11 protein-coding genes are annotated in these 14,231 nt (G+C 62.2%); all 11 read right to left on the bottom strand.

The features are described from left to right. Positions 1 to 2 precede the first annotated feature (2 nt). Positions 3 to 1,631, bottom strand: coding sequence for a CTP synthase (locus ACF8Q6_RS18155; RefSeq protein ID WP_392491514.1), 1,629 nt, complete (start codon positions 1,629 to 1,631; stop codon positions 3 to 5). 267 nt (positions 1,632 to 1,898) lie between these two features. After that, positions 1,899 to 3,182 carry a tRNA lysidine(34) synthetase TilS gene (gene tilS, locus ACF8Q6_RS18150; RefSeq protein WP_392491512.1) on the bottom strand — a complete coding sequence of 428 codons (1,284 nt, stop codon included), beginning with the start codon at positions 3,180 to 3,182 and terminating at the stop codon, positions 1,899 to 1,901. A gap of 169 nt (positions 3,183 to 3,351) precedes the next feature. Beyond that, positions 3,352 to 4,299 carry an acetyl-CoA carboxylase carboxyltransferase subunit alpha gene (locus tag ACF8Q6_RS18145; RefSeq protein WP_003252323.1) on the bottom strand — a complete coding sequence of 316 codons (948 nt, stop codon included), beginning with the start codon at positions 4,297 to 4,299 and terminating at the stop codon, positions 3,352 to 3,354. A gap of 106 nt (positions 4,300 to 4,405) precedes the next feature. Beyond that, positions 4,406 to 7,930, bottom strand: coding sequence for a DNA polymerase III subunit alpha (gene dnaE / locus ACF8Q6_RS18140; protein ID WP_012053539.1), 3,525 nt, complete (start codon positions 7,928 to 7,930; stop codon positions 4,406 to 4,408). A gap of 186 nt (positions 7,931 to 8,116) precedes the next feature. Next, the gene (gene rnhB, locus ACF8Q6_RS18135) at positions 8,117 to 8,740 is read right to left on the bottom strand and encodes a ribonuclease HII (protein WP_012053540.1); all 624 of its coding nucleotides are present in this window, start codon (positions 8,738 to 8,740) and stop codon (positions 8,117 to 8,119) included. Between the two features lies 1 nt (position 8,741). Then, positions 8,742 to 9,869: a lipid-A-disaccharide synthase gene (gene lpxB, locus ACF8Q6_RS18130; RefSeq protein WP_014754275.1), complete on the bottom strand. Its 1,128-nt coding sequence runs from the start codon at positions 9,867 to 9,869 to the stop codon at positions 8,742 to 8,744. Position 9,870: 1 nt separating this feature from the next. Beyond that, on the bottom strand, positions 9,871 to 10,647 hold the full coding sequence (gene lpxA / locus ACF8Q6_RS18125) for an acyl-ACP--UDP-N-acetylglucosamine O-acyltransferase (RefSeq protein WP_010952681.1): 777 nt from the start codon (positions 10,645 to 10,647) through the stop codon (positions 9,871 to 9,873). Continuing rightward, the gene (gene fabZ, locus ACF8Q6_RS18120; protein ID WP_003252314.1) at positions 10,644 to 11,084 is read right to left on the bottom strand and encodes a 3-hydroxyacyl-ACP dehydratase FabZ; all 441 of its coding nucleotides are present in this window, start codon (positions 11,082 to 11,084) and stop codon (positions 10,644 to 10,646) included. Before fabZ ends, lpxA begins: the two co-directional genes overlap by 4 nt. A 114-nt stretch (positions 11,085 to 11,198) precedes the next feature. After that, complete coding sequence (gene lpxD / locus ACF8Q6_RS18115) at positions 11,199 to 12,254, bottom strand: UDP-3-O-(3-hydroxymyristoyl)glucosamine N-acyltransferase (RefSeq protein ID WP_003252312.1); 1,056 nt, start codon at positions 12,252 to 12,254, stop codon at positions 11,199 to 11,201. Between the two features lies 1 nt (position 12,255). Continuing rightward, a complete protein-coding gene (locus tag ACF8Q6_RS18110) occupies positions 12,256 to 12,759 on the bottom strand; it encodes an OmpH family outer membrane protein (protein ID WP_003252311.1) in 504 nt (167 codons plus the stop codon). Positions 12,760 to 12,803: 44 nt separating this feature from the next. After that, positions 12,804 to 14,231, bottom strand: a 1,428-nt coding sequence (gene bamA / locus ACF8Q6_RS18105; RefSeq protein WP_392499219.1) for an outer membrane protein assembly factor BamA, incomplete at its 5' end; no start/stop codon positions are given.

Below are 14,231 nucleotides of genomic sequence, written 5' to 3'. Positions count from 1 at the left end.
GATCAGGCCTTGTTCTTCTGAGCCAGGGCTGCCTTGACGAAGCCGCTGAACAGCGGGTGGCCGTCACGCGGGGTGGAGGTGAACTCCGGGTGGAACTGGCAGGCGACGAACCATGGGTGGTCCTTGGACTCGACCACTTCCACCAGCGCGCCGTCTTCGGAACGGCCGGAAACCACCAGACCAGCTTCCACCAGTTGTGGCAGCAGGTTGTTGTTCACTTCGTAGCGGTGACGGTGACGCTCGGTGATCACGTCCTTGCCGTAGCAGTCGTGCACCTTGGAACCGGCAGCCAGCTGGCAGTCCTGTGCGCCCAGGCGCATGGTGCCGCCCAGGTCGGAAGCCTCGTCGCGGATCTCGACGGCACCGGTGGCATCGGCCCACTCGGTGATCAGGCCGACCACTGGGTGGCCGCTGTTACGGTCGAACTCGGTGGAGTTGGCGTCTTTCCAGCCCATCACGTTACGGGCGAATTCGATGACGGCCACCTGCATGCCCAGGCAGATACCCAGGTACGGCACCTTGTTCTCACGGGCGTATTGCACCGCGGTGATCTTGCCTTCCACACCGCGCAGGCCGAAACCGCCCGGTACCAGGATGGCATCGGCGCCTTCGAGCAGGCTGGTGCCCTGGTTCTCGATGTCTTCCGAATCGATGTAGCGCAGGTTGACCTTGGTCCGGTTGGTGATGCCGGCGTGGCTCATCGCTTCGATCAGCGACTTGTACGCATCCAGCAGCTCCATGTACTTGCCGACCATGGCGATGGTCACTTCGTGCTCCGGGTTGAGCTTGGCATCGACCACCTTGTCCCACTCGGACAGGTCGGCGCCATTGCACTGCAGGCCGAAGCGCTCGACGACGAAGTCGTCCAGGCCCTGAGCATGCAGTACGCCCGGGATCTTGTAGATGGTGTCGACGTCTTCCAGCGAAATCACCGCACGCTCTTCAACGTTGGTGAACAGCGCGATCTTGCGACGCGACGAAGCATCCACCGGGTGGTCGGAGCGGCAGATCAGCACGTCAGGCTGCAGGCCGATGGAGCGCAGCTCCTTGACCGAGTGCTGGGTCGGCTTGGTCTTGGTTTCGCCAGCGGTGGCGATGTACGGGACCAGGGTCAGGTGCATCAGCATGGCACGCTTGGAGCCCACTTCGACACGCAGCTGGCGAATCGCCTCGAGGAACGGCTGCGACTCGATATCACCCACGGTACCGCCGATTTCCACCAGGGCCACGTCGGCATCGCCGGCACCCTTGATGATGCGACGCTTGATTTCGTCGGTGATGTGCGGGATGACCTGGATGGTCGCGCCCAGGTAATCACCACGACGCTCTTTACGCAGCACGTGCTCGTAGATACGGCCGGTGGTGAAGTTGTTGTTCTGGGTCATGGTGGTGCGGATGAACCGCTCGTAGTGCCCCAGGTCGAGGTCGGTCTCGGCGCCATCGTGGGTGACGAACACTTCACCGTGCTGGAACGGGCTCATGGTGCCCGGGTCGACGTTGATGTACGGATCCAGCTTGAGCATGGTGACCTTCAGGCCCCGCGCTTCCAGGATGGCCGCCAGGGAAGCCGAGGCAATGCCTTTCCCCAATGAAGAAACAACACCGCCCGTGACGAATATGTAGCGCGTCATGAAAAACCCTAGAAGTCTGCGTTAAGGCGGCCAGCGCCGCCGGAGAAAGCGAAGGAAGGCCGAAGCCCCCGATCACCTGCGTCAATCACAGTGCATCTCGAAAAACTGCCGCGTCTGTACAGCCAGGGTATACCCGGCATGGCGTTCGCTCGTCATTTCCAGAATCAGCTCGGCAAAAAACTGCTTGGTAATCGGCAACCCCTGTGTTTTCGCGGAACCCACAGAAGTTGTATCAAGAAGGGAGGGTAGTCTACCGGAATGTACCCTTCAGCTCAAACCTTGCGCGTTCGTCGGCAACTGCCAGTGCAGTTGGCAATCCGCCTGCACCAGCCCGGGCAGGTTGGCCACCGCCAGCAGGCGTTCGCCGTGATACAGCAACGGCAGGCGCGAGCGCAGGAAATGCGGCACCTGCTGTTCGTTGAGCAGGCGCTTGAGGTCCCGCCGGCCACGGCCGGGAACCGCCAGCATTTCACCCCCCTGACGGTAGGCAATACGCAACCCGCTCGGCATGGCTGCGCCAACAAGACGCACGCAACCATTGCCCGGCAACCGCAACGGCCCATCAGGCTCGGGCCAGGCCAGCGAGCCGGTTGGTTGCTGTAGCCAATCACCGCTCAGCCACCAGATGCGTCCGTGGCTACGCACCAACCGTCCATCGGCAAGCCGCCAGACTGGCCGGGCATCGGCAGCGGCATCGCGCAGGTCTGCCCAGCCGGCCCAGTGCCGGGTATCGGGCAAACGGGTGCGCTGGCTCAGCCAGTACTGCAAGGCATTGCGCTGACGCGCCGGCGATAACGCCAGCAGGGCGGCCAGGTCGAGGGAATCCAGCCCCGGCCAGGCGAGAGGCGCCCCTTTGCGCGCAAGCGCCAGATCCTCCTGGGCCAGTTCGTCCAGCAAACCCAGCGCCTCGCCCAGATGCTCTGCTGCACGGGCGAAGTTCTGGCTGGCCTGTGGCCAACGTTGCTGCAACTGCGGCATCACTTCGCCGCGCAGGTAGTTGCGGGCGAATTGTGTGTCGACGTTTGACGGGTCTTCGATCCAGGTCAGCCCTTGGGCTTGGGCATAATCCTGCAAATGTTGCCGGGAACAGGCCAGTAACGGCCTGACCAGGCTGCCCTGCCCCAGCGCCCGCTGCCCCGGCATTGCCGCCAGGCCACGCAGGCCGGCGCCGCGCAACAGGCGAAACAGCAGGGTCTCGGCCTGGTCGTCGCGGTGCTGGCCGGTGAACAGGATATCGCCCGGGCCGAGCACTTGCCTGAAGGCAGCATAGCGGGCCTCTCGGGCCGCCTGTTCCAGGCTGGCGCCAGGGGAGACCTGGACGTGGATGACCTGGAGTTCAACGTCGAAATTGTCGCAGATGGCTTGGCAGTGGGCGGGCCAGGCGTCGGCAGCGGCTTGCAGGCCGTGGTGGATATGGATGGCGCGCAGCGGGGGGGAGGCGTGGTTGCGGGCGTATTCGGCCAGCAGGTGCAGGAGGACGGTGGAATCGAGGCCGCCGGAGAAAGCGACGTGCCAGGTGGGGGCGTTGAGCCAAGGAGTGAGGTTGATCATCTAGCCCTCGCTCGATTCAAGAAAGCATTCGCGGGCATGCCCGCGCCCACATGTACGGCGCAAGCCTCAAGGGCAGCGCAACCTGTAGGAGCGGATTTACCCGCGAACACCGGCGAAGCCGGTGCCATCAATCACAAGGGCCGCAAAACGGCCCCAGGGCTAATCAGAATCAGAGGCCGTAGCTCATCAGGCGCTCGTAACGACGGGCCAACAGCGCATCGTTGTCGAACTTGCCGAGCATGTCCAGCTGCTGCACCAGATCGGCACGGATGCTTTCGGACATCTTGGCCGGATCACGGTGGGCGCCGCCCAGCGGCTCCTGGATGACCTTGTCGACAATGTTCAGGCTCTTCAGACGCTCGGCGGTGATGCCCATGGCCTCGGCCGCGTCTGCTGCTTTATCGGCCGTTTTCCACAGAATCGAAGCACAGCCTTCCGGCGAGATGACCGAGTAGGTGGAGTACTGCAGCATGTTCAGTTGGTCGCACACGCCAATGGCCAGTGCCCCACCGGAACCACCCTCACCGATCACGGTAGCGATGATCGGGGTTTTCAGGCGTGCCATGACCCGCAGGTTCCAGGCGATGGCTTCACTCTGGTTGCGCTCTTCGGCGTCGATGCCCGGGTAGGCGCCCGGCGTGTCGATGAAGGTCAGGATCGGCATCTTGAAGCGTTCGGCCATTTCCATCAGGCGACAGGCCTTGCGGTAGCCTTCCGGGCGCGGCATGCCGAAGTTGCGACGCACTTTCTCGCGCACTTCACGGCCCTTCTGGTGGCCAATGACCATGACCGGCTTGCCGTCCAGGCGCGCAGTACCACCCACGATGGCGGCGTCGTCAGAGAAGTGACGGTCCCCGTGCAGCTCTTCGAACTCGGTGAAGATGTGCTCCAGGTAGTCCAGGGTGTATGGACGACGCGGGTGACGGGCCAGGCGGGCGATCTGCCAGCTGGTCAGGTTGCCGAAGATGCTTTCGGTCAGGGTGTTGCTCTTGTCTTGCAGACGGGCAATTTCATCGCTGATGTTCAGCGAGTTGTCGTTGCCCACCAGGCGCAGGCCTTCGATCTTGGCTTGCAGGTCGGCAATCGGCTGTTCGAAGTCGAGGAAATTCGGGTTCATAGTCATCCGTCTTGGGTCTACGGCCAGGCGGCCGGCCGGTTGATCCGTTTGGCGCCATACCTTAAGGGATCAGGCGCATTCAGGTCGAGATTAAATTTTTGTCGGTTCAACGATATTGCAGGAAGACGTTCTCACGCCCGAACTGGTCACGCAGCGCCTGAATCAGCCCATCGGCCGGGTCGATCGCCCACTGCTCGCCAAACTGCAGCATGGCCTTGGCGTCGCTGCCGGTGTACTCCAGCGTGATCGGGCAAGCACCGCGATGGCGGGTGATCAGCTCGCCCAGCCACTTCAGCCGGTCGCCCTTCAGTGCGTCGTGCGCCACCTTCAGGCGCAGGCTCTCGGCCAGCTTGGTGCGTGCGTCTTCCATGGTCATTACCTGCTTCACCCGCAGGCGCAAGCCCCCGGAGAAGTCGTCATTGCTGACCTCCCCTTCCACCACCACCATCGCATCGGTCTGCAGCAAGGACTGTGCCGCCATGAAGGCATCGGCAAACAGCGATGCCTCGATCCGCCCGGAACGGTCATCCAGGGTGACGAAGCCCATCTTGTCGCCCTTCTTGTTCTTCATCACCCGCAGCGCAATGATCATGCCCGCGATGGTCTGGGTTTCGCGCGACGGCTTGAGGTCGACGATGCGCTGGCGGGCGAAGCGACGGATCTCGGTCTCGTACTCGTCGATCGGGTGGCCGGTGAGGTACAGGCCAAGGGTGTCCTTCTCCCCCTTCAGACGCTCCTTGAGGGTGAGCTCGCGCACCTTGCGGTGGTTGGCATACACATCGACATCTGCCGCGTCGAACATGCTGCCGAACAGGTCGACATGACCACTGTCAGCGGTGTGTGCGGCCTGCTCGGCTGCCTTGATGGCCTCGCCCAGCGCCGACAGCAAGGTTGCCCGGTTGATGTCGATGTTGGCGTGGTAGGCCTTGATCTCGTCATGGAAGTGCGGACCAAGGCGGTCCAGCGCGCCACTGCGCACCAGCGCATCAAGGGTACGCTTGTTGACCCGTTTGAGGTCGATGCGTTCACAGAAATCGAACAGGTCCTTGAAGGGACCGCCTTGGGCACGGGCCTCGACAATCGCCTCCACCGGGCCTTCGCCGACACCCTTGATGGCACCAAGGCCGTAGACGATACGGCCGTCGTTGTTGACGGTGAACTTGAAGTCCGAGAAGTTCACATCCGGCGCGTCGAGGCGCAGCTTCATGCTGCGTACCTCCTCCACCAGCACCACCACCTTGTCGGTGTTGTGCATATCCGCCGACAGGACCGCGGCCATGAATGGCGCCGGGTAGTGGGTTTTCAGCCAGGCGGTCTGGTACGACACCAGGCCATAGGCGGCGGAGTGGGATTTGTTGAAGCCGTAGCCCGCGAACTTCTCTACCAGGTCGAAGATGTTACCGGCGAGGTCCGCATCAATATTGTTGGCCACGCAACCTTCGATGAAACCACCGCGCTGCTTGGCCATTTCCTCGGGCTTTTTCTTACCCATGGCCCGGCGCAGCATGTCGGCGCCACCCAGGGTATAACCTGCCATCACCTGGGCGATCTGCATCACCTGTTCCTGGTAAAGGATGATGCCGTAGGTTGGCGCCAGTACCGGCTTGAGGCCTTCGTACTGGTAATCGGAGTGCGGGTAGGCCAGCTCGGCGCGGCCGTGCTTGCGGTTGATGAAGTCGTCCACCATGCCCGATTGCAGCGGGCCCGGGCGGAACAACGCAACCAGTGCGATCAGGTCTTCCAGGCAGTCGGGCTTGAGCTTCTTGATCAGCTCCTTCATACCGCGCGATTCAAGCTGGAACACCGCCGTGGTTTCGGCCTTCTGCAGCAGCTCGTAGGTCTTGCGGTCGTCCAGCGGAATGAAGTCGATGTTGAGGTCGGGCAGGTTCTTCTTGGCCTGCTCGCGGTTGATGATCTCCATCGCCCACTTGATGATGGTCAAGGTACGCAGGCCGAGGAAGTCGAACTTCACCAGGCCGGCGGCCTCGACATCATCCTTGTCGAACTGGGTTACCAGGCCACCACCCTCTTCATCACAGGCGATCGGCGAAAAGTCGGTGAGCTTGGTCGGTGCGATAACCACACCACCGGCGTGCTTGCCGGTACCCCGGGTCACACCCTCCAGCTTCAGGGCCATGTCCCAGATTTCACGGGCGTCTTCGTCGCCCTTGAGGAAGTCACGCAGGATTTCTTCCTGCTCGTAGGCCTTCTCCAGGGTCATGCCCACTTCGAAGGGGATCATCTTCGACAGGCGGTCGGCCAGGCCATAGGATTTGCCTTGCACCCGCGCCACGTCACGCACCACCGCCTTGGCGGCCATGGTACCGAAGGTGATGATCTGGCTCACCGCATTACGCCCGTAGGCCTCGGCCACGTAGTCGATCACCCGGTCACGGCCGTCCATGCAGAAGTCGACGTCGAAGTCGGGCATGGAAACACGTTCAGGGTTGAGGAAGCGCTCGAACAGCAGGTCGTAGGCCAGCGGGTCGAGATCGGTGATCTTCAGGACATAGGCCACCAGCGAGCCGGCACCCGAACCACGACCCGGGCCCACCGGTACGTCGTTGTTCTTGGCCCACTTGATGAAGTCCATAACAATCAGGAAGTAACCGGGGAAGCCCATCTGGATGATGATGTCCAGCTCGAACTTCAGGCGGTCCAGGTAAACCTGACGCTTTTCTTCGTAATTGGGTGTGGTCTCTTTCGGCCACAGCACGGCCAGGCGCTCTTCCAGGCCTTCGTGGGACACATGCCGCAGGTAGTCATCGATGCCCATGCCATTGGGCGTGGGGAAGTCAGGCAGGAAGTACTTGCCCAGCTGTACCTGGATGTTGCAGCGCTTGGCAATTTCGACGGTGTTGGCGATGGCGTCGGGCAGGTCGCTGAAGAGCTCGGCCATTTCCTCCGCCGACTTCAGGTACTGCTGGTCGCTGTAGCAACGCGGGCGGCGCGGGTCATCGAGGGTCCAGCCCTCACCGATACAGACGCGGGTTTCGTGGGCGTCGAAATCCGCCTGTTTGATGAAACGTACGTCGTTGGTAGCCACCAGCGGGGCGCCAAGCTTGTCGGCCAATGCCACCGCCGCGTGCACGTATTCTTCGTCGCGTGCGCGATTGGTGCGCTGCACTTCAACGTAGAAGCGCTCGGGGAACATGCCCATCCAGTCCTGAAGAAGCGCTTCGGCTTCGTCTTGCCGACCCGCCAGCAGCGCCATGCCAATGTCGCCTTCCTTGCCCGCGGACAAGGCAATCAGGCCCTCGCTGGCCGGGGCGATCCATTCACGCTGGAGGATGACCAGGCCATTGCGCTGGCCATCGGTCCAGCCGCGCGAGATCAGTTCGGTGAGGTTGCGATAGCCCTTGGGGTTCATGGCCAGGAAGCAGATGCGCGACAGCGGGGCTTCCGGGTCGGCACCGGCCAGCCACAGGTCGGCACCGCAGATCGGCTTGATGCCGGCGCCCATGGCCGTCTTGTAGAACTTCACCAGCGAGCACATGTTGCTCTGATCGGTGATCGCGACCGCCGGCATGTTCATCCCGGTCAGCGCCTTGGCCAGCGGCTTGATCCGCACCAGGCCGTCGACCAGCGAGAATTCGGAGTGGACGCGCAGGTGAACGAAGGGAACCGACATGGAAGATCCTGTAGCAGTGCTTAACGACAAGGGCGGGATTGTAGCCTAACTAGGGGCTTTTTTTGGGGCTGCTTTGCAGCCCTTCGCGGGCACGCCCGCTCCCACAGGTATGGCCCCGCTGCTCAGACCGATGAATCCTGTGGGAGCGGGCGCGCCCGCGAAGGGCCGCAAAGCGGCCCCAATAGGTCAGATCAGGGAATCGGTGACGCCTTCGCGCACTTCCCAAGCCGCCCGCACCGGGGCGAAGGAACGCCGATGAATGGGCGTAGGCCCAAGGCGCGCCAAGGCCTCGAGATGCACCGGGGTCGGGTAGCCCTTGTGCCCGCCAATGCCATAACCCGGGTAGATCAGTTCGAACGCACTCATTTCCCGATCACGGGTCACCTTGGCCAGGATCGATGCCGCCGCAATGGCCGGCACCTGGCTATCCCCCTTGACCACCGGTGCTGCTGGCACCGCCAGCTTCGGGCAGCGATTGCCATCGATCAGGGCCAGCTTCGGCGTAATGTGCAAGCCCTCCACTGCCCGCTGCATGGCCAGCATGGTGGCCTGCAGGATGTTCAGGCTGTCGATTTCCTCGACTTCGGCGCGGGCGATGCAGAAGCTCAAGGCCTTTTCGCAGATCTCGTCGAACAGCGCCTCACGCCTGGCTTCGGTGAGTTTCTTCGAATCGTTCAGGCCGAGAATCGGCCGCGCGGGATCAAGAATCACCGCCGCCGTTACCACCGCGCCACACAGCGGGCCACGGCCCACTTCGTCAACGCCGGCGACCAGGTCTTCTACCAGGTTGAAGTCCAGTCCAATTTGCATGTCAGCGGTCCTTGAGCAGGGCCAGTACCGCCTCGGCCGCCTGATTGGAAGCGTCACGGCGCAGGGTGCGGTGAATTTCGTCGAAACGTTCGGTCTGCTGGCTTCCATCGCGCACCAGCGGCGCCAGGGTGTTGGCCAGCGCTTCGCTGGTCGCGTCGTCCTGCAGCAACTCGGGCACCAGCTCTCGCTGGGCCAGCAGGTTCGGCAATGACACGTAAGGGCTTTTCACCAGACGCTTGAGAATCCAGAAGGTCAAGGGCGCCAGGCGGTACGCCACCACCATCGGCCGCTTGTACAGCAGCGCCTCGAGGGTGGCGGTACCCGAGGCGATCAGCACCGCGTCACAGGCCGCCAGGGCCTGGTGCGACTGGCCATCGAGCAGGGTCAGCGGCAGTTGGCGCCCTTCAAGCATCTGTTCGATCTGGGCGCGCCGCGTGGCGTTGGCGCAGGGCAACACGAAGCGCACACCCGGCACTTGTTGGCAGAGGCGCTCGGCGGCGTCGAGGAACAGCGCGCCCAGGCGCCCTACTTCGCCACCCCGGCTGCCCGGCATCAGCGCCACCACCGGCCCCTCGCCCAGGCCCAGCGCGACGCGCGCGGCCGGGCGGTCGGCTTCAAGCGGGATGGTGTCTGCCAGCGGGTGGCCAACAAAACGCACTGGCACACCCTGCTCTTCGTAGAACCGCGCCTCGAACGGCAGCAGCGTCAGCATCAGGTCGCAGCCTTCGCGGATCTTCAGCACGCGCTTCTGCCGCCAGGCCCACACTGACGGGCTGACATAGTGCACGGTCTTGATCCCGGCCTGGCGCAGCTTCAGTTCGATGTTGAGGGTGAAGTCAGGGGCGTCGATGCCGATGAATACGTCGGGCTTTTCTTCGATCAGGGTCTGGATCAGCAACTTACGGCGCTTGAGCAGCTCGCGCAGACGCCCGAGTACCTCGACCAGCCCCATGACGGCCAGACGCTCCATGGGGAAATAGGATTGCAGGCCCTCAGCTTCCATCAAGGGGCCGCCAACCCCGATGAACCGCACGTCGGGGTGGCGTGCCTTGAGGGCACGCATCAAGCCTGAACCAAGAATATCGCCACTGGCCTCACCCGCGACCAGCGCTACGCAAAGCTGGGCCATATCAGCGCGTGATGCCGCGAGCGGAGCTCAGGATCGACTGACGGAACAGCTCGACCTCAGGGTGTTGCGTGGCCGGTTCGGCCAGCTCCTTGAGCGCGTCTTCGACGGTCAGGCCCTGACGGTAGACAATCTTGTAGCAACGACGCAGCACATGGATCACCTCGTCGCTGAAACCGCGGCGGCGCATGCCCTCGAAGTTCATGCTGCGGGCTTCGGCCGGGCTGCCGAACACGGTAACGAAGGCCGGAACGTCCTTGCCAATGGCCGTGCCCATGCCGGAAAACGCGTGGGCGCCAATATGGCAGTACTGGTGAACCAGGGTGTAACCGGACAGGATCGCCCAGTCACCCACATGTACATGACCTGCCAGCGCGGTGTTGTTGACCAGGATGCAGTGGTTGCCGATGACACTGTCGTGGCCAATGTGGGCATAGGCCATAATCAGGTTATGGTCACCCACGGTGGTTTCCGCGCGGTCCTGAACAGTACCGCGGTGGATGGTCACCCCTTCGCGAATCACATTGTGATCACCGATCACCAGGCGCGTCGGCTCACCCTTGTACTTAAGGTCCGGGGTGTCTTCACCGATCGAGGAAAACTGAAAGATACGGTTGTGCTTGCCGATGCGGGTCGGGCCTTTGAGCACAACATGCGGGCCGATGACGGTGCCCTCCCCGATTTCGACATCAGGGCCAACGATCGACCAAGGGCCGACCTCGACGCCGTCGGCCAGCTTGGCCGACGGATCGATAATGGCCCGAGGATCAATCGAATTCATAGGGAGCGTTCCGCACAGGTGATTTCTGCCGAGCAGACCGGCTTGCCATCGACAAGGGCGCGGCACTCGAACTTCCAGATCATGCTTTTACGGCTGAGGAACTTGGCTTCCAGCACAAGCTGGTCACCCGGCAGAACCGGCTGACGGAAACGCAGCTTGTCGGAACCGACAAAGTAGTACAGGGTGCCATCGGCCGGCTTGGCATCGAGCATCTTGAAACCAAGGATGCCGGCCGCCTGGGCCATGGCTTCGATGATCAGGACACCCGGCATGATCGGGTGTGCCGGGAAGTGGCCATTGAAAAACGGCTCATTGATGCTGACATTCTTGTAGGCACGAATGCTCTGGGCCTCGAAGTCCAGATCCGTCACACGGTCTACCAGCAGGAACGGGTAGCGGTGAGGCAGGTATTCGCGAATCTCGTTGATGTCCATCATTTCGGTGGGGAAGCCTGTAATAAGAATAGGGAGCGCAGGTGCTGACCACACGCTCCTTTTGCAATCCAAAGAGGAGCCAGCTAGCGACTGTTCACTCTTGCTCAGGGAATGGTATCAGCCTTCTGATGTCGGCAGGCCACCTGAGGTCACGGTATCGACGCGTTTTTCCAGCTGCTGGAGACGCTTGGCCATGTCGTCCAGGTGGCGGATACGCGCGGCGCTCTTGCGCCAGTCAGCCAGCGGCTGCATGGCAGTGCCGGAAGAATAGGAACCCGGTTCAGTGATCGAACGGGTAACCATGGTCATTCCGGAAACGAAAACGTTATCGCAAATATCAATATGCCCAACCAGCCCCACACCACCGGCCAGCATGCAGTGCTTGCCGATGCGCGTGCTGCCGGAGATTCCGACGCAAGCAGCCATGGCAGTGTGATCACCGATCTGCACGTTGTGAGCGATCTGGATCTGGTTATCCAGCTTGACCCCGTCGCCGATCCGGGTGTCGGACAGCGCGCCACGGTCGACAGCAGTATTGACGCCGATCTCCACGTCATCACCAATGGTGACGCCGCCGATCTGTGCAATCTTGCGCCAGATGCCCTTCTCGTTGGCAAAGCCGAAGCCCTCGCCGCCGATCACGGCACCCGACTGGATGACCACACGCTTACCGATGGTCACGTCGTGATACAGCGTGACCCGCGGTGCCAGCCATCCACCTTCACCGACCACACAGCGGGCACCGATGAAGCAGTGTGCGCCGATGCTGACGTTGGCGCCGATGCGCGCACCACTTTCGATGACCGCGAACGGCCCGATGCTGGCGCTGGCGTCCACCTGGGCATCTTCCGCCACCACGGCGCTGGGATGTATTCCCGCCTCAGCCTTGGGTTTGGGATCGAACAGGTGGGAAATCCGCGCGTAAGCCAGGTACGGGTCCGCAACGACCAGGGTATTGCCGGCAAAGCTTTCGGCATCCGCAGCCTTGAGCAGCACCGCGCCGGCCTGGCTGTTGTCCAGGTACTTGCGGTACTGCGGGTTGGCGAGGAAGCTCAGCTGCGTCGGACCAGCCTCTTGCAAGGTGGCCAGCCCGGTAATCTGCAGCGCCTCGGGCCCCTTGAGGGTAGCTCCGAGTACCTCGGCCAGCTGGCCTAGCGTCATGGTCACACTCATATCAACGTGCTTGGTTCATGCGCTCGATGACTTGGCGGGTGATGTCGTACTGAGGTTTGACATCGATGACCGCACCACGCTCGAGGACCAGGTCGTAGCCGCCCTTTTTGATCACTTCCTCGACAGCACCATCCAGCTTCGGCTTCAGTTGCTTGAGCATATCGCGGTCGGCAACGGCCTTGGCCTCGTTCAGTTCCTTGGACTGGAACTGGAAATCGCGGGCCTTTTGCTTGAACTCGAGCTCCAGGCGCTCACGCTCCTGCTGCTGCATCTTGTCGCCGCCCTTGATCAGGCGGTCCTGGATGCCCTTGGCACTGCTTTCCAGGCTTTTCAGCTTGGTCAGTTGCGGACCGAATTTCTTCTCGGCATCAACCGCATACTTCTTGGCGGCATCCGACTCGAGCAGGGCCATCTGGTAGTTCAGGACAGCAACCTTCATTTCGGCGAAAGCCGGGGTGGCGACCAGCGCCGCGGCCACTACGGCCAATTGAGCCAATTTACGCACGATGCACTCCTGGATAAACCGTTGTCATTAAGCAAGGGCCGACCTTAGAAGGTCTGGCCCAGAGAGAATTGGAACACCTGGGTATCGGCATCGTCCGGCTTCTTGACCGGCATTGCCAGGCTGAAGCTCAACGGGCCCAGTGCGGTAATCCAGGTCACGCCCAGGCCGACCGAACTGGCCATGCCCGAGAACCCGACCTTCTCGCAATCAGGTTTGTTGCCGCAATTGGTGTCGAACACGTTACCCACGTCCCAGAACACGGAAGTGCGCAGTGAACGCTGGTCCTTGACGAACGGCAGCGGGAACAGCAGCTCGGCACCGCCTTGCACCAGCACGTTACCACCAAACGGCAACGGATCCTGATCCGGGTCGGCGATGGTGCCTGGCTTGCCACCTGCGGCCTCGCCGATGCTCGGGGTACTGCGCGGGCCCAGGCTGCTGTCCTTGAAGCCACGGACGGAGTTGAAACCACCCGCGAAATAGTTCTCGTAGAACGGCAGGCCGGAGGTGCTGCCGTAACCATCACCATAGCCCAGCTCGGTATGCAGGCGCAGGGTGTAGTCGCTGGTGATCGGCTTGAACAGCTGGCCACGGTAGTCAAGCTTGAAGAACGACAGGTCGCTGCCCGGAACGGTGGACTCCAGGGTCAGGCTTTGCGAGTGACCACGGGTGGCCAGTACGCCTTTGTTCAGGGTCGACTCGGACCAGCCGATCGAGGCCTTGAAGTTCAGGAAGTTGTCACCTTCCTGCTCGAGGAAGTCGAAGATCTCGTCAACGGTGTATTTGCCGGTCTTGATCTTGTCCTGCTGCACGCTCAGGCCGTAGGTCAGGCGCGAGGTTTCGCTGATCGGGTAGCCCAGGCTGACGCCGGCACCGTAGCTGTCCACCGCATAGCTGGCAACGTCGACGTCGAGGTCGTCGTAATCGGTGCTGCGGTAGAAGGCGTTGTAGCCCAGGCTGACGCCATCGGCAGTGAAGTAGGGATCAACGAAGCCGAAGTTGTAACGGGTCTGGTATTCCGAACGGGTCAGGCCGATGGACACCTTGTTACCGGTACCGAGGAAGTTGCTCTGGCTGATCGACCCCCCCAGGATCAGGCCGGCGCTCTGGGCGAAACCGACGCTGGCGGTGATCGAGCCGGAGGCCTGCTCTTCGACGCTGTAGTTGACGTCGACCTGGTCGTCGGTGCCAGGCACCTGCGGGGTCTCGACGTTGACTTCCTTGAAGAAGCCCAGGCGCTCCAGGCGGGTCTTGGACTGGTCGATCAGGTAGGTCGACGCCCAGCCACCTTCCATCTGGCGCATTTCGCGACGCAGCACTTCGTCTTCGGTCTTGGTGTTGCCGCGGTAGTTGATGCGGTTGACGTAGGCACGCTTGCCCGGGTCGACCACGAACATGATGTCGACGGTGTGGTCCTGGTCGTTTGGTTGCGGCACGCCGTTGACGTTGGCGAAGGTGTAGCCTTCGTTACC

Source organism: Pseudomonas sp. GLN_2 (genome assembly GCF_043106005.1).
Classification (GTDB): Bacteria; Pseudomonadota; Gammaproteobacteria; order Pseudomonadales; family Pseudomonadaceae; genus Aquipseudomonas; species Aquipseudomonas alloputida.
The sequence above is the reverse complement of the archived record's forward strand: the minus strand, read 5'-3'. Positions and strand labels throughout refer to the sequence as shown.

Bases quoted from the DNA above. Each gene is read 5' to 3' on its own strand.
- lpxB (WP_014754275.1), bottom strand. From the start codon at position 9,869: ATGGCCCAGCTTTGCGTAGCGCTGGTCGCGGGTGAGGCCAGTGGCGAT.
- dnaE (WP_012053539.1), bottom strand. From the start codon at position 7,930: ATGTCGGTTCCCTTCGTTCACCTGCGCGTCCACTCCGAATTCTCGCTG.
- ACF8Q6_RS18145 (WP_003252323.1), bottom strand. From the start codon at position 4,299: ATGAACCCGAATTTCCTCGACTTCGAACAGCCGATTGCCGACCTGCAA.
- ACF8Q6_RS18155 (WP_392491514.1), bottom strand. From the start codon at position 1,631: ATGACGCGCTACATATTCGTCACGGGCGGTGTTGTTTCTTCATTGGGG.
- lpxA (WP_010952681.1), bottom strand. From the start codon at position 10,647: ATGAATTCGATTGATCCTCGGGCCATTATCGATCCGTCGGCCAAGCTG.
- rnhB (WP_012053540.1), bottom strand. From the start codon at position 8,740: ATGCAAATTGGACTGGACTTCAACCTGGTAGAAGACCTGGTCGCCGGC.
- fabZ (WP_003252314.1), bottom strand. From the start codon at position 11,084: ATGATGGACATCAACGAGATTCGCGAATACCTGCCTCACCGCTACCCG.
- tilS (WP_392491512.1), bottom strand. From the start codon at position 3,182: ATGATCAACCTCACTCCTTGGCTCAACGCCCCCACCTGGCACGTCGCT.
- lpxD (WP_003252312.1), bottom strand. From the start codon at position 12,254: ATGAGTGTGACCATGACGCTAGGCCAGCTGGCCGAGGTACTCGGAGCT.